Source organism: Cupriavidus sp. TMH.W2 (assembly GCF_050847365.1).
Classification (GTDB): domain Bacteria; phylum Pseudomonadota; class Gammaproteobacteria; order Burkholderiales; family Burkholderiaceae; genus Cupriavidus.
Genome location: NZ_CP193792.1, coordinates 1,213,873 through 1,237,724 on the forward strand (window position 1 = coordinate 1,213,873; position 23,852 = coordinate 1,237,724).

The 23,852-nt window shown below is 69.0% G+C and carries 21 protein-coding genes; 4 read left to right on the plus strand and 17 right to left on the minus strand.

All coding sequences use genetic code 11. The features are described 5' to 3' along the window. Window positions 1–2 precede the first annotated feature (2 nt). The 6 genes from ACREYQ_RS05670 to ACREYQ_RS05695 form a co-directional block, all read right to left on the minus strand. Window positions 3–878, minus strand: coding sequence for an intradiol ring-cleavage dioxygenase (locus ACREYQ_RS05670; protein WP_432259788.1), 876 nt, complete (start codon window positions 876–878; stop codon window positions 3–5). A 25-nt stretch (window positions 879–903) separates the two neighbouring features. Continuing rightward, window positions 904–2,271: an amidohydrolase family protein gene (locus tag ACREYQ_RS05675; RefSeq protein ID WP_432259789.1), complete on the minus strand. Its 1,368-nt coding sequence runs from the start codon at window positions 2,269–2,271 to the stop codon at window positions 904–906. Between the two features lie 75 nt (window positions 2,272–2,346). Beyond that, window positions 2,347–4,038, minus strand: a complete 1,692-nt coding sequence (locus tag ACREYQ_RS05680; RefSeq protein WP_432259790.1) for a GMC family oxidoreductase — start codon at window positions 4,036–4,038, stop codon at window positions 2,347–2,349. Continuing rightward, window positions 4,035–4,931, minus strand: a complete 897-nt coding sequence (locus ACREYQ_RS05685) for an NAD(P)-dependent oxidoreductase (RefSeq protein ID WP_432259791.1) — start codon at window positions 4,929–4,931, stop codon at window positions 4,035–4,037. The genes ACREYQ_RS05680 and ACREYQ_RS05685 overlap by 4 nt, the downstream gene beginning before the upstream one ends. Before the next feature lie 34 nt (window positions 4,932–4,965). Then, window positions 4,966–5,268, minus strand: coding sequence for a YciI family protein (locus ACREYQ_RS05690; protein WP_432259792.1), 303 nt, complete (start codon window positions 5,266–5,268; stop codon window positions 4,966–4,968). Between the two features lie 11 nt (window positions 5,269–5,279). Then, window positions 5,280–5,615, minus strand: a complete 336-nt coding sequence (locus ACREYQ_RS05695; protein ID WP_432259793.1) for a YciI family protein — start codon at window positions 5,613–5,615, stop codon at window positions 5,280–5,282. A gap of 111 nt (window positions 5,616–5,726) precedes the next feature. On the opposite strand from ACREYQ_RS05695, the gene ACREYQ_RS05700 reads away from it, so the two are divergent. Then, window positions 5,727–6,482, plus strand: coding sequence for a GntR family transcriptional regulator (locus ACREYQ_RS05700; protein ID WP_432259794.1), 756 nt, complete (start codon window positions 5,727–5,729; stop codon window positions 6,480–6,482). An 86-nt stretch (window positions 6,483–6,568) separates the two neighbouring features. On the opposite strand, the gene ACREYQ_RS05705 is transcribed toward ACREYQ_RS05700, so the two are convergent. The 8 genes from ACREYQ_RS05705 to ACREYQ_RS05740 all read right to left on the minus strand — a co-directional run bounded on the left by ACREYQ_RS05705 (window position 6,569) and on the right by ACREYQ_RS05740 (window position 16,503). Next, window positions 6,569–7,393 (minus strand): SDR family NAD(P)-dependent oxidoreductase, encoded by an 825-nt coding sequence (locus tag ACREYQ_RS05705; protein ID WP_432259795.1) that lies wholly within the window; start codon window positions 7,391–7,393, stop codon window positions 6,569–6,571. A 27-nt stretch (window positions 7,394–7,420) separates the two neighbouring features. After that, a complete protein-coding gene (locus ACREYQ_RS05710) occupies window positions 7,421–7,837 on the minus strand; it encodes a MaoC family dehydratase (RefSeq protein WP_432259796.1) in 417 nt (138 codons plus the stop codon). Window positions 7,838–7,851: 14 nt separating this feature from the next. After that, window positions 7,852–8,292: a MaoC family dehydratase N-terminal domain-containing protein gene (locus ACREYQ_RS05715; RefSeq protein WP_432259797.1), complete on the minus strand. Its 441-nt coding sequence runs from the start codon at window positions 8,290–8,292 to the stop codon at window positions 7,852–7,854. A gap of 19 nt (window positions 8,293–8,311) precedes the next feature. After that, window positions 8,312–9,499 carry a lipid-transfer protein gene (locus ACREYQ_RS05720; RefSeq protein ID WP_432259798.1) on the minus strand — a complete coding sequence of 396 codons (1,188 nt, stop codon included), beginning with the start codon at window positions 9,497–9,499 and terminating at the stop codon, window positions 8,312–8,314. Window positions 9,500–9,536: 37 nt separating this feature from the next. After that, window positions 9,537–10,676, minus strand: coding sequence for an acyl-CoA dehydrogenase family protein (locus tag ACREYQ_RS05725; protein ID WP_432259799.1), 1,140 nt, complete (start codon window positions 10,674–10,676; stop codon window positions 9,537–9,539). A gap of 194 nt (window positions 10,677–10,870) precedes the next feature. Beyond that, window positions 10,871–13,738, minus strand: coding sequence for a LuxR C-terminal-related transcriptional regulator (locus ACREYQ_RS05730; protein WP_432259800.1), 2,868 nt, complete (start codon window positions 13,736–13,738; stop codon window positions 10,871–10,873). Window positions 13,739–14,124: 386 nt separating this feature from the next. Next, window positions 14,125–15,093: a Bug family tripartite tricarboxylate transporter substrate binding protein gene (locus ACREYQ_RS05735; protein WP_432259801.1), complete on the minus strand. Its 969-nt coding sequence runs from the start codon at window positions 15,091–15,093 to the stop codon at window positions 14,125–14,127. A 246-nt stretch (window positions 15,094–15,339) separates the two neighbouring features. Further along, on the minus strand, window positions 15,340–16,503 hold the full coding sequence (locus tag ACREYQ_RS05740; RefSeq protein WP_432259802.1) for a CaiB/BaiF CoA transferase family protein: 1,164 nt from the start codon (window positions 16,501–16,503) through the stop codon (window positions 15,340–15,342). A 175-nt stretch (window positions 16,504–16,678) separates the two neighbouring features. Here ACREYQ_RS05740 and ACREYQ_RS05745 point away from each other — a divergent pair, with 175 nt between their 5' ends. Further along, window positions 16,679–17,392 (plus strand): hypothetical protein, encoded by a 714-nt coding sequence (locus tag ACREYQ_RS05745; protein ID WP_432259803.1) that lies wholly within the window; start codon window positions 16,679–16,681, stop codon window positions 17,390–17,392. Window positions 17,393–17,483: 91 nt separating this feature from the next. Here ACREYQ_RS05745 and ACREYQ_RS05750 read toward each other — a convergent pair whose 3' ends face one another. The 3 genes from ACREYQ_RS05750 to ACREYQ_RS05760 all read right to left on the minus strand — a co-directional run bounded on the left by ACREYQ_RS05750 (window position 17,484) and on the right by ACREYQ_RS05760 (window position 20,852). After that, on the minus strand, window positions 17,484–17,882 hold the full coding sequence (locus tag ACREYQ_RS05750; protein ID WP_432259804.1) for a Zn-ribbon domain-containing OB-fold protein: 399 nt from the start codon (window positions 17,880–17,882) through the stop codon (window positions 17,484–17,486). 17 nt (window positions 17,883–17,899) lie between these two features. Then, on the minus strand, window positions 17,900–19,066 hold the full coding sequence (locus ACREYQ_RS05755) for a thiolase domain-containing protein (RefSeq protein WP_432259805.1): 1,167 nt from the start codon (window positions 19,064–19,066) through the stop codon (window positions 17,900–17,902). Window positions 19,067–19,298: 232 nt separating this feature from the next. After that, a complete protein-coding gene (locus tag ACREYQ_RS05760; RefSeq protein ID WP_432259806.1) occupies window positions 19,299–20,852 on the minus strand; it encodes an acyl-CoA synthetase in 1,554 nt (517 codons plus the stop codon). Window positions 20,853–21,103: 251 nt separating this feature from the next. Here ACREYQ_RS05760 and ACREYQ_RS05765 point away from each other — a divergent pair, with 251 nt between their 5' ends. Next, the gene (locus ACREYQ_RS05765) at window positions 21,104–21,862 is read left to right on the plus strand and encodes an IclR family transcriptional regulator (protein ID WP_432259807.1); all 759 of its coding nucleotides are present in this window, start codon (window positions 21,104–21,106) and stop codon (window positions 21,860–21,862) included. Between the two features lie 339 nt (window positions 21,863–22,201). Beyond that, window positions 22,202–23,830, plus strand: coding sequence for an ABC transporter substrate-binding protein (locus ACREYQ_RS05770; RefSeq protein ID WP_432259808.1), 1,629 nt, complete (start codon window positions 22,202–22,204; stop codon window positions 23,828–23,830). Window positions 23,831–23,852 lie beyond the last annotated feature (22 nt).

The following is a 23,852-nucleotide window of genomic DNA, read 5'->3' on the forward strand; positions in this document are numbered from 1 at the left end:
GCTTAGCCCGCCGGCGTCACGCGCTCGATCGTGAAGTCGTAGCGCAGCTCCAGGCAGGGACCGCCGATGCCGTATTCGCGGCGGCGCTCACCGGCTGCGACCGGCTCGAACCGGCGCACCAGCGACTGCTTCACGGCAAACACCACGTCGGAATCGAGGTAGGGGTCCTCGGCATCGAAGATATGGGTCACCAGCGGCTTGCAGCCCGGCGCGGTGATCCTGACGTGCAGGTGGGCGGGGCGCCACGGATGGCGGTTGGTGGCCTGCAGGAGCTCGCCGACCGGCCCGTCGGTGGGGATGGGGTAGCGCACCGGCCGCACGGTCTGCACCAGGAATTCGCCCGCATCGTTGACGCGGTACCAGCCGCGCAGGTTGTGCTCGGGCTGCGCGGCATCCTGGATGTCGTACATGCCGTTGGAGTTGGTCTGCCACAGCTCGATCTGCGCGCCGGGCACCGGTGCGCCGTCGAGGTCAAGCACGCGGCCGGTGACGAACAGGGGCGGGTCGTCGCACGGCAACTGCTGGATCGATTCCCCCCACTGGCGTTCCGGCGTGCCCGGCACATAGAACGGCCCGACCACGGTCGATTCCGTCGCGGCATGCGCCACGCCCGCGCTGATCATGTTGACCAGCATCGAGATGCCGAGGTTGTCGGAGAGCAGGATCATCTCCTGGCGCTTGTCATCGGAGATCTGGCCGACCGAGGTCAGGTAGAGGATGCCGCGCATCCACTCGTCTTCGGACAGCTTCACGTCGCGCACAAAGGCGTGCAGGTGCCGGATCAGCGATTGCAGGATCTCGCGCAGGCGCGGATCGGGGGTGTCCTGGTAACGCTGCAGGACGACGTCGGTCAACTGGGCTTCAGTCATGTTTTGCATGGTGGTGTCCTTGGCGCGGTTCGTTTCAGTGAGCGTAGGGTGCCGGCAGGAAGCGCTCGCCGGGGGCGACGCCGGCCTGGGCCAGCACATGGTCGCGCGAGCGCTCCAGGTCGCCGATCAGCCGCGCGACGTCGACATTCACCAGCTTGCCGTGGCGCTTGACGGCCTTGCCGGCCACCCATACCGAATCCACCAGCCCGGGATGGCCGGCCAGCACCACCGCGCCGACCGCGTTGTTCAGCGGCGCCATTTCCAGGTTGTCGGCGCGCAGCATGGCGATGTCGGCGTCCTTGCCCGGCGTCAGCGAGCCGATGCGGTCGGCCAGGCCCAGCGCGCGCGCGCCGTTGATGGTGGCAAAGGCCAGCACATCGGCGGTGTCGATCGGCAGGCGCTGCACGGTCTCGCCGGCATGGTCGGCGTGGTGATGCGCCCAGGCGCGTTCGACCAGCAGCACCGTGCGCATGACCTGGAACAGGTGGCCGCTGTTGGACGTGACGATGTCCACGCCCAGCGTGGGCGCCAGGCCAACGTCGAGCAGGCGGCGCGTGGCGGGCCAGCCGTGGCCCATCTGCAGTTCGATGTCGGGGGTCATCGAAGCCCAAGCGCCGTGGTCGGCCATGATGCGGAATTCATCGTCGGCGAGCGAGTTGCAATGCACGCAGACCACGTCCTCGCCCAGCAATCCGTTTTGGGCCAGCCAGGCCACGGGCCGGTTCTTGCCCCAGGCGCCGTCGCCGACGTGCACCGAGATCAGTGCGCCGAGGTCGCGCGCCAGGGCCCAGTCGTCGATGGTCACCTTCTCGCTGGCGTACTGCGGGCCGCGCAATGCCATGCCCATCTGCACCAGGTCGTCGGCGCGCGAGAAATGCTCCTTCTTGACGCGGTAGGCATCGCGCGAAGTGGGAAGGTCGCTGACCGGCAGCCATTCGGCGTTGGAATTGCCGTAGCACATCACGAAGCGCCCGCCCGAATCGCGCAGGCCCTGCACCGCGCCATCGGTATGCGCGGGGGTGTTCATGTTGTGCGACCAGTCGAGCACGGTGGTGATGCCGGCGTTGAGGGCCTCGCAGGCGCCCGCCAGGTTGGCGGTGTAGATGTCCCCGGCGCGGAAATGCTCGCCAAGCTGGCCGCGCACGCCCGCAAAGTACTGGTCCAGGGTCCAGTCGGCGGCGATATTGCGCAGCGTGGTCTGCCACACGTGGCGATGGGTATCGACCATGCCCGGCATCACGATGGTGCCGGTGCCGTCGATGATCTCGGCATCTGCCGCCTGCAGGCCGGTGCCGACTGCGGCGATCCTGGCGCCTTCGATCAGCACGTCGCCCTTGTCCAGGTTGCCGATGGCCGGGTCGACGGTGATGACGTTCGCGTTGCGGATGAGGGTGCGTTTCATGAGGTGTCTCCTGTAGTTCTTGCTTCTGGTTGTTTTGGTGGTTGAGAGGAGCTGGGGGTCCCGGCGCGGTGCCGTTCAGCGTGGCAGCCCTCCCGCAATCTTCTCGGCGACCATGATGGTCGGCAGGTGGGTGTTGGCGCTGGGGACGGTGGGCATCACCGAGGCGTCGGCGACATACAGCCCATGCATGCCGTGCACGCGCCCGTGCGGGTCCACCACCGCCAGCGGATCGCCGGCCGGGCCCATGCGGCATGTGCCGCTGACGTGGCCGGTGCCGCTGATGCTGCGGCGGGCGTACCTGGCCAGCGCTTCGTCGCTGCGCAGCACTTCGGCGGCCGGCGTCATCTTCGACAGCCGTGCCACCGTGCGCTGGCCCAGCCCCGGCATGGCATCGATCAGCCGTGCTGCCGCGGCGGCGCGCACGGCGTTGGCGCGGGTCGGCTCGTTGTAGCGCATCAGGCGGCTCAGGTTGCCGGCGTCGGCCAGGACGTAGGGTGTGCCGCAGAGGCCGTGCAGGGCATCGAACAGCGAGGCGGTAAAGCGGAAAGCCGCGGTGATGCGGGCCAGGTCGCGCGGGTCGTCAATGAGGTTGAACTCGACCACGGCCTTGTCCAGCGGCGCCTGCGGCGACAGCGTGACCGTGCCGCGCGACCAGGGTTTGTTCAGCACCGGTGCCAGCGAAGCCATGCGATGCCCGAGCGCGTGCCACGACAGCCAGCTGCGGATATACATGCCCATGTCGCCCGGCGTGCCGCCCGGCTGCGCCGATGACCAGCGCATGGTGGTGGCGCAGGCCGGCCGCACGCCGCGCGGTTCGCGCCCGGCGCGCGCCAGGAAGGCCACCACGTACAGGATGGCGTGGTTCTGCAGGTTGCGGCCCACGCCCTTGTGGTCGAGCTGCGGGGCGATGCCCGTCCGGCCCAGCTCGCCGGCCGGGCCGATCCCGCTGCGCAGCAGCAGCGCGGGCGTGCGCAGCGCGCCGGCTGCCAGCAGCACGCGGCGCGCGCGAAATTCGCGCACCTGGCCCTGCGCGTCGGTGCCGGCAACGCCGGTGCAATGCAGCGCGCCGTCGCGGCGCTCCAGCAGCAGGCGCGTGACGGTGATGCCGGTCTGCACGTCCAGGTTGGGCCGCGCCCGCACTGTGGCATCCAGGTAGCAGATGCCGGCCGAGCCGCGCTTGTCGGGATAGCGGCTGATCGGCAGCGTGCCGTAGCCGTCGCCGAAGTCGGCGTTCATGTCCTGGATATGCGCGAAGCCGCGCGCGCCGCAGGCCTGGTGCAGCCGCCGCGACAACGGCGACCAGCTTGCCGGGGGCTCGCGCCGGACCGGCACCGGGCCGTCGCTGCCGTGCAGCGCGCCGGCAAAGTCCTGGTCGGACTCCAGCTTGCGGAACCAGGGCAGCACGTCGTCCCAGCCCCAGCCTGCCGCGCCGAGCGCCCGCCATTCGTCGTAGTCTTCCGGCCGGCCGCGCAGCGCGAACATGCCCATGATCTGCGAGGTGCCGCCCAGCACCCGGCCCTGCGGGAAGAAGGAAGGCGGGGTGCCGTTGGCACGGCCCCAGTGCACCAGCGTGTCCGGCCACATGTAGGCGGGGTTGAAGGTGGACAGTGGGAAGATGCTGCGGATGTCGGCGGGCTCGGCGCCCGGGCGGACGTCCTGGCCAGCCTCCAGCAGCAGCACGCGCCGCTGCGCGTGCGCCGAGAGCCGGTTGGCCAGCACCGAGCCCGCCGCGCCCGCGCCGACGATCAGGTCGTCATAAGCGGTCATGACGCGTTGCCGGTGCCGTCCAGGATGGGCGCGGTCCCGGCCAGCAATTCGGCCGTGAGCACGCTGGCGATATAGTCGTCGCCGCCATGGCCGTGGGCGAGCGATACGCCGTTGAGCTGGCTGACCAGCGCCGCCAGCGGCAGCGGCACGCCGGCATCGCCGCCGGCGGCCAGGATCAGGCGCAGGTCCTTGGCCATCTGCATGCACGAGAACAGCGGGCTGAAGTCGCGCCGGCGCAATTGCGCGGCCTTGACCTTGATCAGCGGCGAGGCCAGCACGCTGGAACTCATCACGTCGAGCAGGTCGTCCCAGCGGATGCCGCCCTTGCTGCCCAGGGCCAGCGCCTCGGCCATCATTGCCGCGGTGGTGCCGACCATCAGGTTGAGCACCAGTTTCATGCTGCGCGCCTGTTCGTCCGGGCCAAGGTAGCGCGGCGGCTGGCCCCACGCCGACAGCAGCGGCAGCGCCGCCTCGAAGGCATCGCGCGGACCGGACACCATGGTCGCGAGGGTGCGCTCCCGCGCCTGCACCGGCGTGCCCGACACCGGCGCGCGCAGGTAGCGCACGCCGGCCGCTGCCGCGGCGCGCGCTACCGTGGCGGAGGCCTGCGGCGACACGGTGCTGGTATCCACGTACAGCATGCCGGGCTGCGCGCCGGCGAACACCGCTGGCGCCACGGCCAGCAGCGCCGCATCGTCCGGCAGCGACGAGAACACGGCCTGCGCGCCACGAGCGGCCTCTTCCGGCAGCTGCGCTAGGGTTGCGCCCAGCGCCTGCGCTTGTTGGCGCGCCGGCTCGGACAATTCCGCCACGCGCACGGCATGGCCCGCCGCCAGCAGGCTTGCCAGCATCGGCAGGCCCATCTTGCCCGCCCCGATCCAGCCGATATTCATGACAGGCTCCTGGTGTCGACGCATGAGTCGGCACTCATTGCGGCGCTCCCGCTGCGCGATCGTCGACACGCTTGTAGAACGCATGGATGCGCACCGTTTCCCAGATGCCCAGCGACCAGAACGGGTCGTTGCGGTTGAAGTCTTCGACTTCGGCGCGGGTATCGGCCTCGACCAGGAAGAAGCTGCCCTGCATGTCGTGGCCCGCATCGTCCACCAGCGGGCCCGACACCAGCGTGCGGATCGGATGGGCGGCAAGGTAGGCGCGGTGCTTGTCGACGTTGGCCAGGCGCGTCGGCAGCATGCCGGGCTGGTCGACGGCGTAGATGATCCAGTGCATGGTGTGGCCTTTCAGATGGGGTTGACGGAGGCGGTGGGGCCGTTGGGGCCGCCGAAGGTCCAGTCCCAGCGGCGGATGTCCACGCTGGCGAACAGGCCGGCGCGGTAGTACGGGTCTTCGTGGCTGAACGCGACCACGTCGTCATGGCTGGCGGCGCTGACGATCAGCAGCGAGCCGTTCATCACGGTGCTGTCGCCCGCCAGCGAGGCGCCGCTGGCAACCACGGTGACGCGGGCATGGCTGCCGCGCAGCCAGTCGCGGTGGCGCGCGCGGGTGGCATTGCGCAGCGCCAGCGCTTCGGGCTTGTCGGTGGCGATTACCATGAAGTACATCGGTGCGTTCATCATGACTGGCTCCCTGCGGCCGGGGCGGCCAATTCGAATGTTCAAACATTCGAATGTTGTCGAGTATAGCGCTACTTTGTATCATGTCAACATTCGAATGATTCCCGGATCCGCATGACTTCCCAGTCACAACTCCTGCGGGCCGCTCAGCCCCAATACCTGGCGGTCGCCAATGAACTGATGGCAGAGATCCTGGCCGGACGGCTGGCGGTGGGCGACCAGTTGCCGGCCGAGCCCGAACTGGTCCGCAAGTACCAGCTGAGCCGCTACGGCGTGCGCCAGGCCATCAAGGCGCTGATCGATCTGGGCCTGGTGTCGCGCCAGCAGGGCATCGGCACGCGCGTGCTCAGCAACCAGGCCCGCGCGCGCTATAACCAGAGCATCTCCGGGCTGGACGACATTGCCCGTTATGCGCAGGAGACGGACTTCCGCATTCTTTCCCGGCACATGGTGGCGCCGGGCGAGGGCCGGGTGCCGCTGCCGGCGGACGGGGCGGAGGGCGCGGACAAGTGGCTGCATATCGCCGGCTTGCGCAGCACGCTGGGCGCAGGCTTGCCGATCTCGCTGGCGGACATCTACGTCAGTCCGCGCTACGCGCGCCTGCCCAGGCTGGGCGCGACGCTGAACGTGCCGGTGCATGACTTGATCGAGCGGCGGTTCGGCACGCGCGTGACGCGCGTCGACCAGGACACCCAAGGCGCGCTGGTGAGTCAGGACGAGGCGGAGTTGCTGCAGGTCGAGCCGGGCAGCGCCGCGCTGCGCATCGTCCGGACCTATTTTGTCGACGACGAAGTCATCGAGGTCACGCTCAGCGTGCATCCCGCCGAGCGCTACAGCTACAAGCAGAGTTTCGAGCTGGAAGGGCGGTAGTGGCCTGGTCGCCGCCATCGCTGGACGGCGCCGCACAAAAAAACAGGGGCTCGCCTGAGCGAGCCCCCGTGCCGGTGTGGCTGCAATTACTGCACGTTGCCGGCGACAGCGATCACCTGGCCGGTGATGTAGTTGGAGTCCGGCGAGCAGAACAGATACACGCCGCCCGCGGCTTCTTCCGGGGTGCCGCCGCGGCCGAGCGGGTTGCGCTGGGCGTGCGTCTTCAGCGCTTCCGGGTTCAGGCCCACGCGGATCTCGCGGCCTTCGATGTTGACCGTGGCGCCGGCCTTGGCGTCGGCCGAGGTCATGCGAGTGTGGATCAGCCCGAACGCGACCGCATTCACGTTGACGTTAAAGCGGCCCCACTCGCGCGCGATGGCGCGGGTCATGCCGATCACGCCGGCCTTGGCGCCGGAGTAGTTGATCTGGCCGGCATTGCCGTTCAGTCCGGACACCGACGAGATATTGACGATCTTGCGGTACACCTCGCGGCCGGCTTCCTTGTCGGCTGCCGCCAGCGCCTTGATATGCGGGTAGGCGGCGCGCAGGATGCGGAACGGCGCGGTCATGTGGCAGTCCAGGATGGCGTACCACTGCTCGTCGCTCATCTTCTGCACCACGTCGTCCCAGGTGAAGCCGGCGTTGTTGACGATGATGTCGATGCTCTTGAAGTTGCTCATCGCCGTGTTGATGAAGCGGTCGGCAAAGTCCGGCGCGGACACGTTGCCCACGCAGGCCACGGCTTCGACGCCCATTGCCTTCAGTTCCTCGACGGTCTGCTGCGCCGGCTCGGCATCCAGGTCGTTGATGACCAGGCGCGCGCCTTCGCGCGCCAGCCGCATGGCGATGGCGTTGCCGATGCCGCGGCCCGAACCGGTGACCAGTGCCACCTTGCCTTCAAGTGCTCCCATTGCTGACTCCTTTGTGCTCGATTGGATTTACAGGGCAACGACGGCGTCGCCCAGGATCTTGCTTTCGCCATACTGGTTGGCGGTCTGGATTTCCAGCCTGACGCGCTTCTCGCCGTCGACTTCCAGCTTTTCCACGACGTGGCCGGTGCAGGTGATGCGATGGCCCAGGTGCGTAATGCCGACAAAGCGCACGCCGAACTGGCGCAGCTGGCGCTGATCCACCCACTGCGTCAGCAGGCGGCCCAGCCAGGCCATCGACAGCATGCCGTGCGCGAACACGTCCGGCATGCCGGCCTTGCGCGCGAAATCGATGTCGATATGGATCGGGTTGTGGTCGTTCGAGGCGCCGGCGAACAGCGCCAGCGTGGTGCGGTTGACCGGCTCCAGCGTCAGCGGGGGCAGGGTGTCGCCGACCTTGACCTGGTCGAAGCTCAGTTTGCTCATGCGGGTTCTCCGGTTCAGCCGTTGCGATGCACCAGCACGCTGCGCAGGTCGGCCACGTGCGCGCCGTCCTGGTTGGTCACGCGCGTCTCGCGCACCACGAATTCCAGCGCGCCGCCTTTCTTGTCGTAGATGTCGGAGATGGTGGACTTGAAGTGCAGCGTGTCGCCGGCGTAGGCCATGCGGTGGTAGGTGAATGACTGCTCGCCGTGCAGGATGCGGTCGATGCGAATGCCCAGTTCGTCGCGCCAGCCGGTGGCCGGCCCTGCCAGTTCCAGCGAGAACAGGAAGGTCGGCGGCAGCGGCAGGCCCGGGTGGCCGGCGTCGCGCGCGGCGGCTTCATCGATATAGACCGGATCGGTCTGGCCGGTAGCCTTGGCGAAGAAGCGCAGCTGGCTGGCTGGCGCGGCCGCGCGGAAGTCAGCCACCACCTTGCCGATATGTTTCTTGTCGATCATCAGGGTCTCCTTGCCGTGCTCAGGCGTGCTTCTGGTACAGCGTGACCACGCACGCGCCGCCCAGGCCCAGGTTGTGCGTCAGCGCCAGCCGCGCGCCTTCCACCTGGCGCTGGTCGGCCTTGCCGCGCAGCTGCTGGACCATCTCGTAGCATTGCGCCAGGCCGGTGGCGCCCAGCGGGTGGCCCTTTGACAGCAGGCCGCCCGACGGGTTGACCACCCACTTGCCGCCATAGGTGTTGTCGCCGTCGTTGATCAGCTTCTCGGCGCCGCCTTCCGGGCACAGCCCCAGGCCTTCGTAGGTCAGCAGCTCGTTCTGCGCGAAGCAGTCGTGCAGCTCGATTACGTCGATGTCCTGCGGGCCGACGCCGGCCTGCTCATAAACCTGCTGCGAGCCCTCGCGGGTCATGTCGAAGCCCACCACGCGGATCATGTCGCGTGCGTCGTAGGTGCTGGGGCGGTCGGTGGTCAGCGACTGGCCGGCGATCAGCACGTCGGTCTTCAGGCCTTTCCTGCGGGCGAATTCCTCGGACACCACGATCGCGGCCGCGGCGCCGCAGGTCGGCGGGCAGGCCATCACGCGCGTGATCACGCCCTCCCACAGCGCGGGCGCGGCCAGCACTTCCTCGGTGGTCATCACGTTGCGGAACACGGCCAGCGGGTTGTTGGCGGCGTGGCGGCTGGCCTTGGCGCGGATTTTCGCGAAGGTTTCCAGCCGGGTGCCGTACTTGTCCATATGGGCCTTGCCGGCGCCGGCGAACTGGCGGATGGCATTGGGCAGGTCCTTGCGGTCGACCAGTTCGTCGACCAGGTTGATGGCCCGCTCCAGCGCCGGCGCGCGGTCGTCCCAGCGCGATTTCAGCGCGCCCGGCTGCATGAACTCGAAGCCGACCGCGAGCGCGCAGTCGACCGCGCCGCTCTGCACCGCCTGGCGCGCCAGGAACAGGGCGGACGAACCGGTGGAGCAGTTGTTGTTGACGTTGACCACCGGGATGCCGGTCATGCCGACCTGGTATAGCGCCTTCTGGCCGCAGGTGGAATCGCCATACACGTAGCCGGCGTAGGCCTGCTGCACGTCCTCGTAACCGAGGCCGGCGTCTTCCAGCGCCTGGCGCACGGCCGTGGCGCCCATCACGTCATAGCTGTCGCTGCTGCCCGGCTTTCTGAACGGGATCATGCCGGCGCCGGCGACGAATACCTTGCGAGTCATGTGTGTCCTCCGATGAATGTCTGGGGATGGGCGGTGCTTACAGCTTGCGCGAGATCAGGTCGCGCATCACTTCGCTGGTGCCGCCGTAGATGCGGGTCACGCGCATGTCGGCAAAGGCGCGTGCCACCGGGTACTCCATCATGTAGCCGTAGCCGCCATGCAGCTGCACCATCTGGTCCAGCGCGGTGCCCAGCACCTCGGTCGAATGCAGCTTGGCGATGGCCGCTTCTTCCAGGGTCAGGCGGCGGCGGATGTGCTCGCCGATGTAGTGGTCGATCATCAGGCGCACCGAGATGGCCTGCGTCTTGATGTCGGCCAGCTTGAACTTGGTGTTCTGGAAGTCCCACACGGTCTGGTTGAAGGCCTTGCGGTCCTTGACGTAGGCCAGCGTGTGCTCCAGGCAGGCTTCCAGCTTGGCGGCGGCGCCGACGGCAATCGACAGGCGCTCCTGCGGCAGTTCGGCCATCAGGTAGGCAAAGCCCTTGCCTTCCTCGCCCAGCAGGTTGGCCGCCGGCACCCGCACGTTGTCGAAGAACAGCTCGGCGGTGTCCTGCGCATGCTGGCCGACTTTCTCCAGCTTGCGGCCGCGGCGGAAGCCCTCGCGGTCGCCCTCGACCACGATCAGGCTGACGCCGCGGGCGCCGGCGGCGGGGTCGGTCTTGCAGACCATGATGATCAGGTCGGCATTCAGGCCGTTGCTGATGAAGGTCTTGCTGCCGTTGATGACGTACTCGTCGCCGTCGCGCATGGCGGTGGTGCGGATCGCCTTGAGGTCGCTGCCGGTGCCCGGCTCGGTCATGCCGATGGCCAGGATGTATTCGCCGGAGCAGACCTTGGGCAGCCAGCGCTGCTTCTGCTCTTCATTGCCGAGGCGGGCGATGTATGGGGCGATGATGTCCGAGTGCACGCCGAAGCCGACGCCGCTCAGGCCGGCGCGGGCGTATTCCTCGGCAAACACCGCGGCGTGGCCGAAGTCGCCGCCGCCGCCGCCGTACTCGGTCGGCAGCGTGGCGCACAGCAGGCCTTCGCGGCCGGCCTTGAGCCAGGTTTCGCGGTCGACCTTGCCGGCCTTGTCCCACTCGGCCTGCTTCGGCAGGCATTCGCGTTCAAAGAAGCGGCGCACGGTGGTGCGGAACATCTCGTGGTCGTCACGATAGATGGTGCGGTTGATTTCCATTGGGTGACTCCGGATATCGGTCTGCGGGAGGTTGCCTCGGCCAAGGTATGCGGCCACTGGTATGGCGCTAAGGTACCGGGGAGGAGGGGGCGGCGAACACCACCCGCGTCAGGTGGCCGGAGACGGCCAAGGGGGGGCCACGCAGGGGACGCGCGGCGCTGGGGAGGGGGAGCGGTAGGGCGAGGGGCGCGCCGTCAGCGCGGCGCGTCAGGCGGCTGGGCGCCGCCGGCCTGGTTCAGCTCGCGGTCGCGGGCGCGGGCCACGGCCTCGTCGCGGCTGCTGACGCCGAGCTTGCGGAAGATGTTGCGCAAGTGCCATTTCACGGTCTCGGGCGACAGGCCCAGCGTGCGCGCGATCTTCTTGTTGGGCAGGGCCTGGCCAAGCAGGCGCACGACATCGGCCTCGCGGTCGCTCAGCTCCTCAACGCGGAGGTCGGCCCGGGCCGCGCCAGGCGCTGCGGTGCCCGACGCCGAGGCTTCGGCGGCACGCGGCGGCACGGTGGCCCGCAGACGCTCGACGTAGAAGGCCAGCACCGGATCCAGCGTGGTGTCGGCGGCCACGCCGGCGATCTGGCCGAGTGCGCCGGGGCAGGCGTCGATCAGACTGCGCATCAGGCCGAGGCGGTGGCCGCGGCGCAGGCCTTCCAGCACATGGGCGCGCGCCGCCTGGGTATCGCCGCGGCGCGATGCCACCACCGCCGCCAGCATATGCAGCTGCGCCACGTGGCGCTGCCAGCCGCGCGCCTCGCAATACGCCAACAGCGGCGTCACGCGCGCCGCGGCCCCGCGCATGTCGTCATGCGCCAGGCAGAGCAGCACGTGGGCGCGCTCGGTCACCATGTGGATCGCATCCAGCGAGCCGCGCGGCGCGTTGCGGTGGCGCGCGGCAATGGCGTCCAGGCGGGCCAGCGTGGCCTCGGCAGCGCTAATGTCGCCGCCGGCCAGGTGCAGCCGGACCTGGTTGGCCAGGCTCTGCGCGACCAGCCGGTCCAGGCGCAGCTGCGTGCCGTAGTCTTCCAGCCGCTCCAGCTGCGCGAAGGCGTCAAGCCGGTGGCCGCTGATCCAATGGGCGGCGGCCAGCACGGTGTGCACCCGCAGCACCGAGTCCGGGATCGAGACCCGCTCGAGCACGTCGACCCGGTCTTCCAGCAGCCGGCGGGCCGCCTCCAGGTCGTTCTGCTCGTACAGCGCTTCGCCCAGCAGCGCCGCGGCAAAGTATTCCGGCTCGGCGCCGGCGCCGTGGCCTACCTGCTCGACCTCGCGCAGCACGTCGCGGGCGACGCGCTCGGCCAGGCCCATGTTGCCTTCCAGCGCATGGCTGAAGCCGATCATGCAGCGGCCGTTGAGCATGCCGCTGGCGGTGCCCAGAAGCGGCACGCCATCGACCACCAGCGGCGGCGCCTCGGTCTGGATGCGGCGGGCGCGCTCGTAGTCGCCCAGGTGCATGTAGAGCCACGACAGCAGGTTGTTGCGCGAGCCGATAAAGAGCGCCGGCATGTCGGCGGGCGCGCTCTCGACCTGCGGCAGCAGCGCCAGCGCGCCCTGGCTGTCGTCGCGCAGCAGCATCAGCGAGAAGCGCAGCAATGCCAGGCGGTAGCGCATCGAGGCGTCGCCTGGCGGGACATCGGCCTCGAGCCGGTCGGCGGCCGCGGCGCATTGATCCAGGTCGCGCGAGAACATCTGCGTGCGCAGCGCCAGCAGGCGCAGTTCCGGGCGCGCCTGGATCTGGTCGGCGGGGATGGCGCGCAGCAGGCCGAGCGCCTTGCGCACCTCGCCGCGCATGATCAGGGTGTCGGCATAGCGCTGCACCAGGTCGGCGGCGGTGTCGGCGTCGCCGGCCAGCACCGCGTGGCGCACCGCCTCCTCCAGCATGCGATGGTCGCGGAACCAGCGCCACGCGGCCGCGTGCACGGCGCGCCGCTGCGCCTCGCCGCGCGAGCGGAAACGCTGGGCCAGGGTTTCGCGCAGCAGCGGATGCAGCCGGTACCAGGCTTCGCGTTCGGGGCCCTGCGCCGGCGTGATAAAGAGGTTCTCCTGCTCCAGCCGCGCCAGCAGCGCCAGGACTTCGGCTTCGCCCAGCGCCCGTTCGCCCAGCGCTTCGCATAGCGACGCGGTGAAGCGCTCGCACGCGGCGGCGCGCACCAGCAGCTCGGCTTCATCCGGCGCCAGACGCGACAGCACCTCGCGTTCGAAATATTCGGCAAAGGCGCCGGCATCCTGCACGCTGGCCTGCACGAAGCCCGTGGCAAAGGTGAGGCTGCTGGCATTGGCCTTCTTGCGTTTCCAGTGCGCGGCAAAGAGCTGCAGGCCGGCGACCCAGCCGTCGGTCAGTTCATGCAGCATGCGCGCATCGCGCGTGCTGATGTCGCCCAGCTGGGCGCGCAGGAAATGCTGCGATTCGGCCAGCGTGAAGCGCAGGTCGCGCTGGTCCAGCTCCAGCAGCATGCCCTGGTCGCGCAGGCGCCCGAGCGACAGCGCCAGCGCCGCGCGCGAGGCCAGCACCACGTGGAAGTTGGCCGGGGCATAGTCCAGCAGCCATTGCAGCGGCTCCAGCACGCGCGGCGAAGTCAGGTGGTGCACGTCGTCGAGCACCAGCGTGACGTCGCGCGGATGGGCGGTAATGCCGCGCACCAGCGCGATGATGGCGCGCTCGACGGCTTCGTCGTCGGTGCCGCGGTCGGCCAGCACCATGGCTTCGCGCGTCAGCGCGGGGCTGACCTCGGACAGGCTGCCGAGCAGGCGGTCCAGCCAGCGCTGGCGTTCGTTGTCGGCGGGCTCCAGCGTCAGCGCGGCCATGTCGAAGCCAAGCGCCAGCAAGTCTAGCCGCCACGCCGTCAGCAGCGCGGTCTTGCCATAGCCGGCCGGGCCCTGCAGCACGACGCAGCGCCGGCGCCGGGCCTCGGTCAGCTGCGCCAGCAGGCGCTCGCGCGCGACCACGCGCGCCGCGCTGCGCAGCGATGCCGGCCGGGACGGCTGCGAGACTGGCGCGGGCGGATTGGCTGGCGTAAGTGCAGGCGTCTGGGTGGCCGGATTGGTTGGTGTATTGGCGGGCTTCTGGGGCATGGGCGAGGCAGCGCGCTGCTGGTGGAATGCCGGTGAGGCAGGGCGGTGCCCCGCAAGGCAGCACCTTGCAGCGATTGTACTGGCAGACGCGGCGCGGCGGCCAAGGCGCACCGGCCGGCGCGCGAGGGCGCCGGGTTGCGGCGCAGGCTGCACTTCCGGGGCGCCCGGAACAGGTGGGGAGGCGCTTGCCGGGTGTCAAGGCGCGAGCGCGAGATCCTGCCGCTCAACCTGAGTGTGGACACCGTCAAGTGGAACCTGCGCCAGATCCACGCCAAGCCCAAGGAGTTGCGTCGCTACGATGCCATCCTGGTAGCGCGCGGCACAGCGGCCGGGCTGACCGCGCTCGCGGCTACTGCCCGCCTTCCAGGCGCCCGGGAGCGCCTGCCTTATTCCGCGGTGGCGCCGCTGGCCTTGATCATCCGGGCAATCACGGGCTCGGTCGCCTCGAACTCGCGCCTGAACTCAGCCGGCGAGTTGCCCACCGGAGTCATGCCCAACGCATCCAGCCGCTCGCGCATCGCCGGCGATTGGATCGACGCTCGCGCTGCTGTCTCCAGCTGGGACAATACCGCCGCGGGGGTGCCGGAGCGCGCGAGCAGGCCTAGCCAGCCCGGCGAGCGCATCTCCTGCCCTTTCAGCCCGGCCTCGGCAATGGTCGGAACGTCAGGAAGTTCCTTGATGCGCTTGTCGTCCATCACTGCCAGGGCAGTCAGCCTGCCGCTCTTGATATGCGGGCCGAGCGTGCCCATCGAGCCGATGGCCCAGGCAATGTTGCCGGCGATCATGTCCTGCGCCATCGGCGCTTCGCCCTTGTAGGCCACGTGTGCCATGTCCAGGCCGCGCTCCTGGTTCAGGTGCGCGCCGACGAGGTGCGGGAAGGTGCCGACGCCATAGGAGCCGAAGCTGACCTTGCCCTTGTTCTTCGCTGCCCAGTCCAGGAACTGCTGTACGTTCTTCACCGGCACGTCCCGGTTCACTACCAGCAGGAGCTTGGCGAGGCTCACTTCGGTGATAAAGGCCAGGTCACGGCGCACGTCGTACGGCACGTTGCGGTACATGTGCGGGGTGTTGATCAGCGGCGCCGAGTGGGTGAGCAGGATGGTGTAGCCGTCCGGCGCGGCGCGCGTGACGGCCTGCACGGCGATTACGCCGGCGCCGCCGGGCTTGTTGTCGACGATGATGGTTTGTCCCAGGCGCTTGCCCATGTCCTCGGCCAGCGCGCGCGCCACCGTGTCAGTGGCGCCGCCGGGCGGCCCGGGGACGACGAATGTGATTGGCCGCGACGGGTAGCTCTGGGCGCCGCAGGCGGCGCTCCACGCCATCACTGCCATTGCGATCAGGGATTTCATGCGCATGATTTGATACCTCGTGAATGGAGTAGGGAACCGCGCAGCAAAGACTGCAGCAAGACGTTATCGGATGCGCGGCACCTTGCACGCCACCCATATCGGCTGGGCGGGATTGCCCTAGTGTCGCGTCGCCGGCCGCCATAAAAACGAATGCTCCGGCGCGGGGCCGGAGCAAAGCACGCGGCCGGACAGCGGCGGCCAGGTGGAGACAGGACTGCACGGCGCGGCGAGTGCCGCGCGCGGGTGTGTGCTTCAGCGCGGCGGCATCACGCCCAGGCCCTGTGCCTGCAGCATTGCCACGCCATCGGCATCGAAACCCCAGTCGCGCAGCGCGGCGGCGCCATGTTCGCCGCGCGCCGGCGCGGGACCGGAGATCCCGGAAGGCGTGCCGAGGAAACGCGGCGCCGGTGCCGGTTGCACCACGCCCGCGACTTCGACAAAGCTGCCGCGCGCGCGGTGATGGGGGTGCTCGGGCGCTTCGCTGAATTCCAGCACCGGCGCGATGCAGGCATCGCTGCCTTCGAACACGGCGCACCATTCGTCGCGCGTGCGCGTGAGGAACACGGCCTCGAACTGCTCGCGCAGCACCGGCCAGCCCTTGCGGTCGTACTGGGCCGGCAGCTCCTTGCCGGCCAGGCCCAGCTTGTCCAGCAGTTCGGCGTAGAAGCGCCCTTCAACCGGTCCGATCGACATGTACTTGCCGTCGCGCGTGCGGTAGTTGTCATACCAGGGCGCGCCGCCGTCGAGCACGTTGGCCTGGCGCTCCTCGCGCCAGTTGCCCGAGGCCAGCAGGCCCCAGAACACGGCCCCCAGTTGCGCGGCGCCTTCGGTCATGGCGGCGTCGACCACCTGGCCCTTGCCGCCGCGCTGGACGTTGAGCAGCGCCGCCACCACGCCCAGCGCCAGCAGCATGCCGCCGCCGCCATAGTCGCCGACCAGGTTCAGCGGCGGCACCGGGGCCTGCCCGGCACGCCCGATGCCCGACAGCACGCCGGACAGCGCGACATAGTTCAGGTCGTGGCCGGCACGGTCCGCCAGCGGGCCGGTCTGGCCCCAGCCGGTCATGCGCGCATAGACCAGCTTCGGGTTGCGCGCCAGCGCAATGTCGGGCCCCAGGCCCAGGCGCTCCATGGTGCCGGGGCGGAAGCCTTCGATCACCACGTCGGCGCGTTCCACCAGCGCCAGCGCCGCGCGCTGCGCCTCGGGCTGCTTCAGGTCCAGCGTGACCGAGCGCCGGCCGCGGCCGGTCACATCGACACGCTTGCCGGTGGCCGACTTGGGCCCCAGGTCTTGCGGCGCCGCAGGGCGGTCGATGCGCAGCACGTCGGCGCCCATGTCGGCCAGCAGCATTGCGCCGAACGGGCCTGGCCCGATGGCTTCGAATTCGAGTACGCGGATTCCGCTCAGTACACCCATGGTGGTTCTCCTTTTGCACTGGTCGCAAGTAGACCAAAAGCAGGCGCGACGGGCCCCCACCCGTATCAGGTAGGACCCCGCCCACCTTCTCTGCAGTGCACAAACGCGCTCCTATAATCGGCTCACCATGCGGCCCGCCCGTGCGTGCCGAAAGCTGAATGTGCCGGAGCCAGAAGTGAGCAATACCCAGCGCGCCATCGCATCGCCAACGCGGACACGACAGGCCGCACGCCTGTTGCCGGTCCTGAGCGAACTCAGGCAGGAAGTGCGGTCGCTGAGCCGGCGTGCGCATCGTCTTGCGCTCGCGCAGGCCGACGGTGATGACGACGCCTGCCGCCATCAGTTGGCGCAGTTGTTCGAGCGCTGGATCGAGGACGCCTCGCCGCGCAAGCAGGTGGTCTGTTTTGCCTCGGCGGCCGAGTTCGGGCTGCCGCTGCACCGGCAGGCCGAACGCTGCCGCGCAGCGGCGATGCGCGACGGCTCCGACGCGGTGCGCGCCTTGTACTGGGCGGCGCTGCACCGCACGCGCTGCCGCCTTGGCTCGACCGCGCAGATGGAGGATGCGCAGGGCGCCGCAGCGCAGCCAGCGGCGGCGACAGCCGATCAGGGCCAGGTGCCGCCCGCCGCGACGGCGCGGCCGCTATGCCGCCGCTGCGAGCGGCTGCGGCTGGATGCGCGCTGCGCCAACGGCCACGGTGCCTTGCGCCCGCTGGGCGACATGCAGTGGCGCAGCCTTGCCGCCGGCGTGCAATGCCAGACGCGCGAGCATCAGTGCGATACCTGCCACACGCGCTGGACCCAGCACCGCAGCGCGGCGGACCCCTTCATGGCATGGACCATCAGCCGGCGCGATGTCGCGATGCCGGCAAGGGACGTGCTGACGGCCTGAAGGCGATATGCCCCGTCGGCTCTGACGGCTGACGGAAAAACGGCGCGCCGGACCTTGCGGACCGGCGCGCCGTTCTGTTTGCTGCCTGTTGTCAGGCGAGCGTGAAGGTCGGCACCGGTGCGCCGCCATCGCTGGGCGAGAACTTCACCTGCACCTTCTGCCCGATGCGCACCGTGTCGAGGTCGCAGTCGACGATATGGGTCATCATGGTCACCCCCTCGTCCAGCTTCACGTAGGCGATGCAGAACGGGTTGGGGCCGGCGCGGCGCGTCACGCTGAAGGTGTAGATGGTGCCGCGGCCGCTGGCCTGCTGCCACGAGGTGGTGCCCATGCAGAACGGGCACAGCACGCGCGGGTACCAGTGGGGCTTGCCGCACTCGTCGCAGACCTTGACCAGCAGTTTCCCTTCGCGCGCTGCCTGCCAGAAGGGCAGGTTGTCGGGCTGTTCGTCGGGCGCCTTGTAGACGGTGGGGATGTGTGGGGTCGTCATGTCATTGCTCCCGCGCATTATTCACGTTCAAGGATCAGGGTGGCGCTGCCGTGGCGCGAGCCCAGGTAGCCGCCGGTGCCTTGCGCCAGCGCCAGGTCGCAGTTGGCGACCTGAACCGCCGGGTGCGCCTCGCCGCGCAGCTGGCGCACGGCCTCGATGACCTTGGTGATGCCGCCGCGGTTGGCCGGATGGTTGTTGCACAGGCCGCCGCCGTCGGTGTTGAAGGGCAGCTTGCCGACGCCGGAGATCAGGTTGCCGTCGGCGACGAACCTGCCGCCTTCGCCCTTCTTGCAGAAACCCAGGTCTTCCAGCTGCATCAGCACGGTGATGGTGAAGCTGTCGTAGATCGACGCGTACTTGATGTCGGCCGGTGTGACGCCCGCTTCGGCAAACGCCGCCGCGCCCGAGACGCGCGCGCCGGACCAGCTCAGGTCGACTTCGCCGCCGAGCTGGCCCTTGATGTGCTCGCCGGCGCCGAGGATCTTCACCCTGGGCCGTTTCAGCGTGGCAGCGATTTCCGGGCGGGCCACGATCAGCGCGCCGCCGCCATCAGAAACCACGCAGCAGTCGAGCTTGTGCAGCGGGTCGGAGATCATCGGCGAGTTCAGCACATCTTCGACCGTGACCACGTCGCGCAGCATCGCGTGCGGGTTGTGCTGCGCGTGGTGCGACGCCGCCACCTTGATCCAGGCCAACTGTTCGGCCGTGGTGCCGTACTCGTGCATATGGCGCATGGCCACCATCGCATACAGGTTGACGGTGACCGGGCTGAAGGGGCTTTCGAACGGCATGTCCGGGAGGTTGGCGCCCCAGTTGCGTGCCTGCGTGCCGCTGGAGCCCTCGGAGCGCGGGCGGCCTGCCAGCGTAATCAGGGCCACGTTGCACTTGCCGGCCGCGATGGCCTGCGCCGCGTGCGACACATGGACCAGGTAGGCGGAGCCGCCGGTGTCGGTGGAGTCGATATGGCGCACCTTGAGGCCCAGATAGTCGACCATGTTGACCGCGCCCAGCCCCGGCGCGTCGCCGGCGCAGAAATAGCCGTCCACGTCGGCCAGCGTCAGGCCGGCATCCTGCAGCGCGCCCTTGGCGCTTTCGGCGTGCAGCTGCGCCACCGTCTTGTCGGGTGCCTTGCGGGTGGGGTGCTCGTAGGCCCCGACGATGTAGGCCTTGCCGTTGATGCTCATCTGTTCTCCTCTGGTACTTCAAATTGCGCTACGCACGGACTGGCAATGCAAGATCAAGAATATTACGCAGCATAACCCTTGCCTTGAATTCGGATGTGCCAAAGGCTGTATTCGTTGCGGGCGTGCCCGGTGCAGGAAGCGTTCGGCCACCGGTGCCACGCCGCCCGCCGCGGCCCGGCGCGCGCCAGCCTATGCCGCACAGGAAGAGCGGTGTCAAGGCGCTGCCCGGCGACTAGTTCACCGCGCGCGTCTTGCCTTCCCAGTGCGGCGCGCGCAGGTCGCGCTTGAGGATCTTGCCCGCGCCCGACAGCGGCAGCGCTTGCCGGAACTCCACGGTCTTGGGGCACTTGTAGCCGGCGATATGGGCGCGGCAATGCTCCTGGATTTCCGCGCCGGTGGCTTGCATGCCGGGTTTGAGCACGACCACCGCATGCACGGCCTCGCCCCATTTCTCATGCGGCACGCCGATCACGGCGCTCATCGCCACGGCCGGGTGGCGGCCAAGCACGTTCTCGACTTCGGCGGAATAGACGTTCTCGCCGCCGCTGACGATCATGTCCTTGAGGCGGTCGACAATGAAGATATAACCCTGCTCGTTCATGCAGGCGCCGTCGCCGGTGTGCAGCCAGCCGTCCCGCAAGGCCTTTGCGGTGTCTTCCGGGCGGTTCCAGTAGCCAGGCGTGACGCCGGCGCTGCGCACCAGGATCTCGCCCACGGTGCCGCGCGGCACCTCGTTGCCATCCGGATCGACGATCTTCACTTCGATGCCGATGCCGGCGCATCCGGCGGACAGGTGCAGCCCCTGCGCGCGCGCCGCCGGGCTGTGGTTCTCGGGCGGGTTGGTGGTGACGATCATGGACTCGGTCATGCCGTAGGAGTGGGCGAAGTCCACGCCCGGCAGTTTCTCCATGGTCTGCTCCAGCACGGCGGCGCTGATGGCGGAAGCCCCGTAGCCAAGGCGGCGCACGCTGCTGAGGTCATGCTTCGGGAAACCCGGGTGGCTGATCAGCATCTGGATCATGGTCGGCACCAGCGCCAGTTCGGTGATGCGCTCGCGTTCGATGGTCTCAAGCATCTCGCGCGGCTCGAACATGGGCATGATCACGTGCGTCTCGCCTGCCAGGAACTGGTTCAGCACGCGCGCCATCGACGCAACATGGAAGAACGGATTGACATGCAGCGCCCGGCCGCCGCGCAGCGGCGGGGTATCCGCCATGCGCTGCAGGCAGCCGCACCACAGCGTGCCGTGGGTCTGCATCACGCCCTTGGGAAAGCCCGTGGTGCCGCCGGTGTACATGATGATGGCGAGGTCGTTGCCACCGCGCTGCGCGTCGGGCACCGGCGCGGCTTGCGCAATCAGCTGCTCGAACGACAGCATGCCGTCGGGCGCGGCGCCGTCGCCGGCATGGATCAGTACCGGCGTGCGTTTGGCCGTGTCGCGGATGCCCGCGGCCATCGGCAGGAACTGGTCGTCGATCACCAGGATGCCGGTGTCGCAATCGTCCAGGGAATAGACCACTTCAGGCACGCTCCAGCGCACATTGACCGGATTGAGCACGCCGCCGCCCCACCAGGCTGCCATGGCGTATTCGAGGTAGCGGTCGGAGTTCTGCGCGAGGATGCCGACACGGTCGCCCGGCTGCATGCCGAGCGCCTGCAGCGATCCAGCCAGGCGCGCGACGCGATCACAGAATTCACGGTAAGTGCGGTGCCGGCCGCGGAAGATGGTGGCGACTTGGTCCGGCTGCTGCTGCAGCGAGCGGTGCAGGGCTCTGGTCAGGTACAAGGTTGTCTCCGTTATTTCTGATCTTTGCACGAGGTGCAGCGAGTCCCGCCGATCATAAGCTGAGGCCTGGATTCGGAATTGTCAGATTGCTGGATTCGCGGGTGACGGCCCCATGCCGGAGGCTCTGCCTGAATCAACATTCCTGGCGGACTCCTGAAACCGCATGTTCGCGTGACGCAGTGCATGCCGAATGTTTGCGCCGACCGCTACAATCGCGTTGGACATTTCTGAAATCTGTGCAAGAAAAATCGATGACCTACATCGTTGAAGCGGTGGATGAAGCCCTGGGCCTGCTGATGCTGGTGGCCGGACACCCATCGCTGGGCGTGACCGAGCTGGCTCGCCGGGCCGGGCTGACCAAGGCGCGCGCGTTCCGCCTGCTGACCACGCTGGAGCATCGCGGCCTGATCGCGCGCGAGTCGCCGGCTGCGGTCTACAAGCTCAGCTATAACGCACTGCTGGTGGGCAATGCCGCGCGCGAGCAGTTCGACCTGGTCAAGCTGGTGGGGCCGCGGCTGGCGGCGATCGGCGCGGCCTGCGGCGAGAACGTGATCGTGCGCGTGCGCGACGGGCTGGAGTCGGTCTGCGTGGCGCGGCATGAGTCGATGCAATCGGTGCGCGTGCATACCGAGATCGGCAACCGCCGGCCGCTGCACGTTGGGGCCTCCGGCAAGCTGCTGCTCGCCTTCGCTGCGCCCGAGGTGCTGGACGCGGTGCTGGCGCACCAACTGGAGCGCTTCACCGACAAGACCATCATCGCGCCGCAGTCCCTGCGCGACGAGCTTGCAGCGATCCGTGCCGCCGGCTATGCCGTGTCGGTCGGCGAGCGCGATGCCGAGGCCGTGTCCACCGCGGCGCCGCTGCGCGACCACAGCGGTGCCGCGGTGGCGTCGCTGAGTATCGCCAGCCCGGCCAGCCGGACCACGCAGGAGGCGCTGGACCGGCATGTGGCGATGGTGGTGGCGGAGGCCGCGGCCTTGTCCCGGGCGCTCGGCTACACCGGCGGCTGAACCCGGCCAGGCGCGGCAGGTCCGCGCAATTTCCCTGCATCTCAAAGCGGCGCTTCGGCGCTAATGCCGTTCAGTCAAGTTCCAAGCCCTACCGTCATTCCCGCGCAGGCGGGAATCCAGCGTCTTTCACGTCCCCTTTGGGGATGACGTCACTGGGTTCCCGCCTGCGCGGGAACGACAGTCGCTAACTGAACGGCATTAGCGCTTCGGCGCCGCTTTTCTTTGCCCGCACGCATCACAGGGGTAAACCCTGCTTATCGACATGGGTCTCGATGTCTTATTCTTCGATACGCGGTATCACAGAATGAAACAATGTTTCGAGAAACGAACCAGATCCCCATGCCTCGCCTTGCTGTCCACCTCGCGTCACGTATCGCCGCCGTTGCCATTGCCGCCCTGACGCTGCTTGCGGGCGGCAAGGCTGCGCATGCCGCCGACCTGCGCATCGGCTACAAGGCCGAGATCAGCGCGGCCGATCCCCATGTGCTGGACGCCGCCGGCCGCAACCTGTGGGGCCATGTGTACGAGACCCTGGTCGGCCTGGACAACGCGCTGCGCCCGATGCCGCTGCTTGCCACCGGCTGGCGCCAGCTGGACGACCGCAACTGGGAGTTCCAGCTGCGCCCGGACGTACGCTTCAGCAACGGTGAGCCGTTCACTGCCGACGATGCGCGTTATTCGATCGAGCGCGCCATGAAGTTGCCCGGCGCGCGCACCTTCCGCACCTACCTGAAATCGGTTGCGGGGGTGGAGGTGACGGGGCCGCTGACGCTGCGCGTGCGCACGCGCTCGGCCAACCCGGCGCTGCCGCAGAACCTCGGCATGGTGGCGATGCTGCCGCGCTCGCTGGGCAAGGCCGTGCGCGAGGCGGACTTTGCCCATGGCAGCGCCAGCATCGGCACCGGCCCGTACAAGCTGGTGGCCTGGGAGCACGGCCAGCAGCTGACGCTGGCGCGCAACCCCGGCTACTGGGGCGGGCCGCAGCCGTGGGACCGCGTGGTGTTCCAGTTCATCCCGAAGGAGCCGGCGCGGGCCTCGGCGCTGCTGTCCGGGCTGGTGGATGTGATCGACGCCTCGTCGGCCAGCATCGCCGAAGCCTTTGCACGCACCAACGGCCGCATCCGCACCGTGTCGGCGACGTCATACATGCTGAACTACCTGCAGCTGGACCAGGCGCGCACGGTGTCGCCCTATGTGCAAAGCAATGCGGGCCAGCCGCTGGCGGCCAATCCATTGCGCGATGCCCGGGTGCGCCAGGCCATCAGCCTGGCCATCGACCGCGACCTGATCGCGGCGCGCGTGACCAAGGGCGATTCCGTGCCGGCCGGGCAGATGGTGCCGCAGGGCTTCTTCGGCTTTGCCCCGGCGGTGCCGGCGCCGCGTGCCGATGCCGCCCGCGTGCGCCGCCTGCTGGCCGAGGCGGGTTATCCCGAGGGCTTTCGCCTCACGCTGCATTGCCCCAACGACCGCTACCTGAACGACGCCAAGACCTGCGAGGCGGTGGGGCAGATGCTGACCCGCGCCGGCATCCGCACCGAGGTGCGCACGCTGCCGTACTCGGTCTATATCACCCGCGCCACCTCGGGCGGCGAGGGCGGCAAGCCGGAGTTCAGCGCCTTCCTGCTGGGCATCGGCGCGGTCAGCGGCGATTCGCTGGAGCCGCTGGTGGCGGTGGCCCATGCGCAGGACAAGGCGGCCGGGCTGGGCGCCAACAACCGCAGCGGCTATGCCAACCCGGCGGTGGATGCGCTGATCGGGGAAGCGATGCGCACCATGGCGCCAGCGCCGCGCGACCAGGTGCAGCAGCGCGCGGCCGAGATGCTGGCCGCCGACGCGGGCATCGTGCCGCTTCATCACCTGCGCGCGGCGTGGGCCTATCGCGACGGGCTTGCCGTGCAGCCGCGCAGCGACGGCTTCACCTATGCCAGCAATATCCGCCCGGTGCCGCCGGCCGCCCCGCAACGCTGACACGTGCCGCGGACTATCCCGC

Excerpts from the sequence above, each read along its gene's own strand:
- ACREYQ_RS05670 (WP_432259788.1), bottom strand. The coding sequence starts at position 878 with ATGCAAAACATGACTGAAGCCCAGTTGACCGACGTCGTCCTGCAGCGT.
- ACREYQ_RS05675 (WP_432259789.1), bottom strand. The coding sequence starts at position 2,271 with ATGAAACGCACCCTCATCCGCAACGCGAACGTCATCACCGTCGACCCG.
- ACREYQ_RS05680 (WP_432259790.1), bottom strand. The coding sequence starts at position 4,038 with ATGACCGCTTATGACGACCTGATCGTCGGCGCGGGCGCGGCGGGCTCG.
- ACREYQ_RS05685 (WP_432259791.1), bottom strand. The coding sequence starts at position 4,931 with ATGAATATCGGCTGGATCGGGGCGGGCAAGATGGGCCTGCCGATGCTG.
- ACREYQ_RS05690 (WP_432259792.1), bottom strand. The coding sequence starts at position 5,268 with ATGCACTGGATCATCTACGCCGTCGACCAGCCCGGCATGCTGCCGACG.
- ACREYQ_RS05695 (WP_432259793.1), bottom strand. The coding sequence starts at position 5,615 with ATGATGAACGCACCGATGTACTTCATGGTAATCGCCACCGACAAGCCC.
- ACREYQ_RS05700 (WP_432259794.1), top strand. The coding sequence starts at position 5,727 with ATGACTTCCCAGTCACAACTCCTGCGGGCCGCTCAGCCCCAATACCTG.
- ACREYQ_RS05705 (WP_432259795.1), bottom strand. The coding sequence starts at position 7,393 with ATGGGAGCACTTGAAGGCAAGGTGGCACTGGTCACCGGTTCGGGCCGC.
- ACREYQ_RS05710 (WP_432259796.1), bottom strand. The coding sequence starts at position 7,837 with ATGAGCAAACTGAGCTTCGACCAGGTCAAGGTCGGCGACACCCTGCCC.
- ACREYQ_RS05715 (WP_432259797.1), bottom strand. The coding sequence starts at position 8,292 with ATGATCGACAAGAAACATATCGGCAAGGTGGTGGCTGACTTCCGCGCG.
- ACREYQ_RS05720 (WP_432259798.1), bottom strand. The coding sequence starts at position 9,499 with ATGACTCGCAAGGTATTCGTCGCCGGCGCCGGCATGATCCCGTTCAGA.
- ACREYQ_RS05725 (WP_432259799.1), bottom strand. The coding sequence starts at position 10,676 with ATGGAAATCAACCGCACCATCTATCGTGACGACCACGAGATGTTCCGC.
- ACREYQ_RS05730 (WP_432259800.1), bottom strand. The coding sequence starts at position 13,738 with ATGCCCCAGAAGCCCGCCAATACACCAACCAATCCGGCCACCCAGACG.
- ACREYQ_RS05735 (WP_432259801.1), bottom strand. The coding sequence starts at position 15,093 with ATGCGCATGAAATCCCTGATCGCAATGGCAGTGATGGCGTGGAGCGCC.
- ACREYQ_RS05740 (WP_432259802.1), bottom strand. The coding sequence starts at position 16,503 with ATGGGTGTACTGAGCGGAATCCGCGTACTCGAATTCGAAGCCATCGGG.
- ACREYQ_RS05750 (WP_432259804.1), bottom strand. The coding sequence starts at position 17,882 with ATGACGACCCCACACATCCCCACCGTCTACAAGGCGCCCGACGAACAG.
- ACREYQ_RS05755 (WP_432259805.1), bottom strand. The coding sequence starts at position 19,066 with ATGAGCATCAACGGCAAGGCCTACATCGTCGGGGCCTACGAGCACCCC.
- ACREYQ_RS05765 (WP_432259807.1), top strand. The coding sequence starts at position 21,104 with ATGACCTACATCGTTGAAGCGGTGGATGAAGCCCTGGGCCTGCTGATG.
- ACREYQ_RS05770 (WP_432259808.1), top strand. The coding sequence starts at position 22,202 with ATGCCTCGCCTTGCTGTCCACCTCGCGTCACGTATCGCCGCCGTTGCC.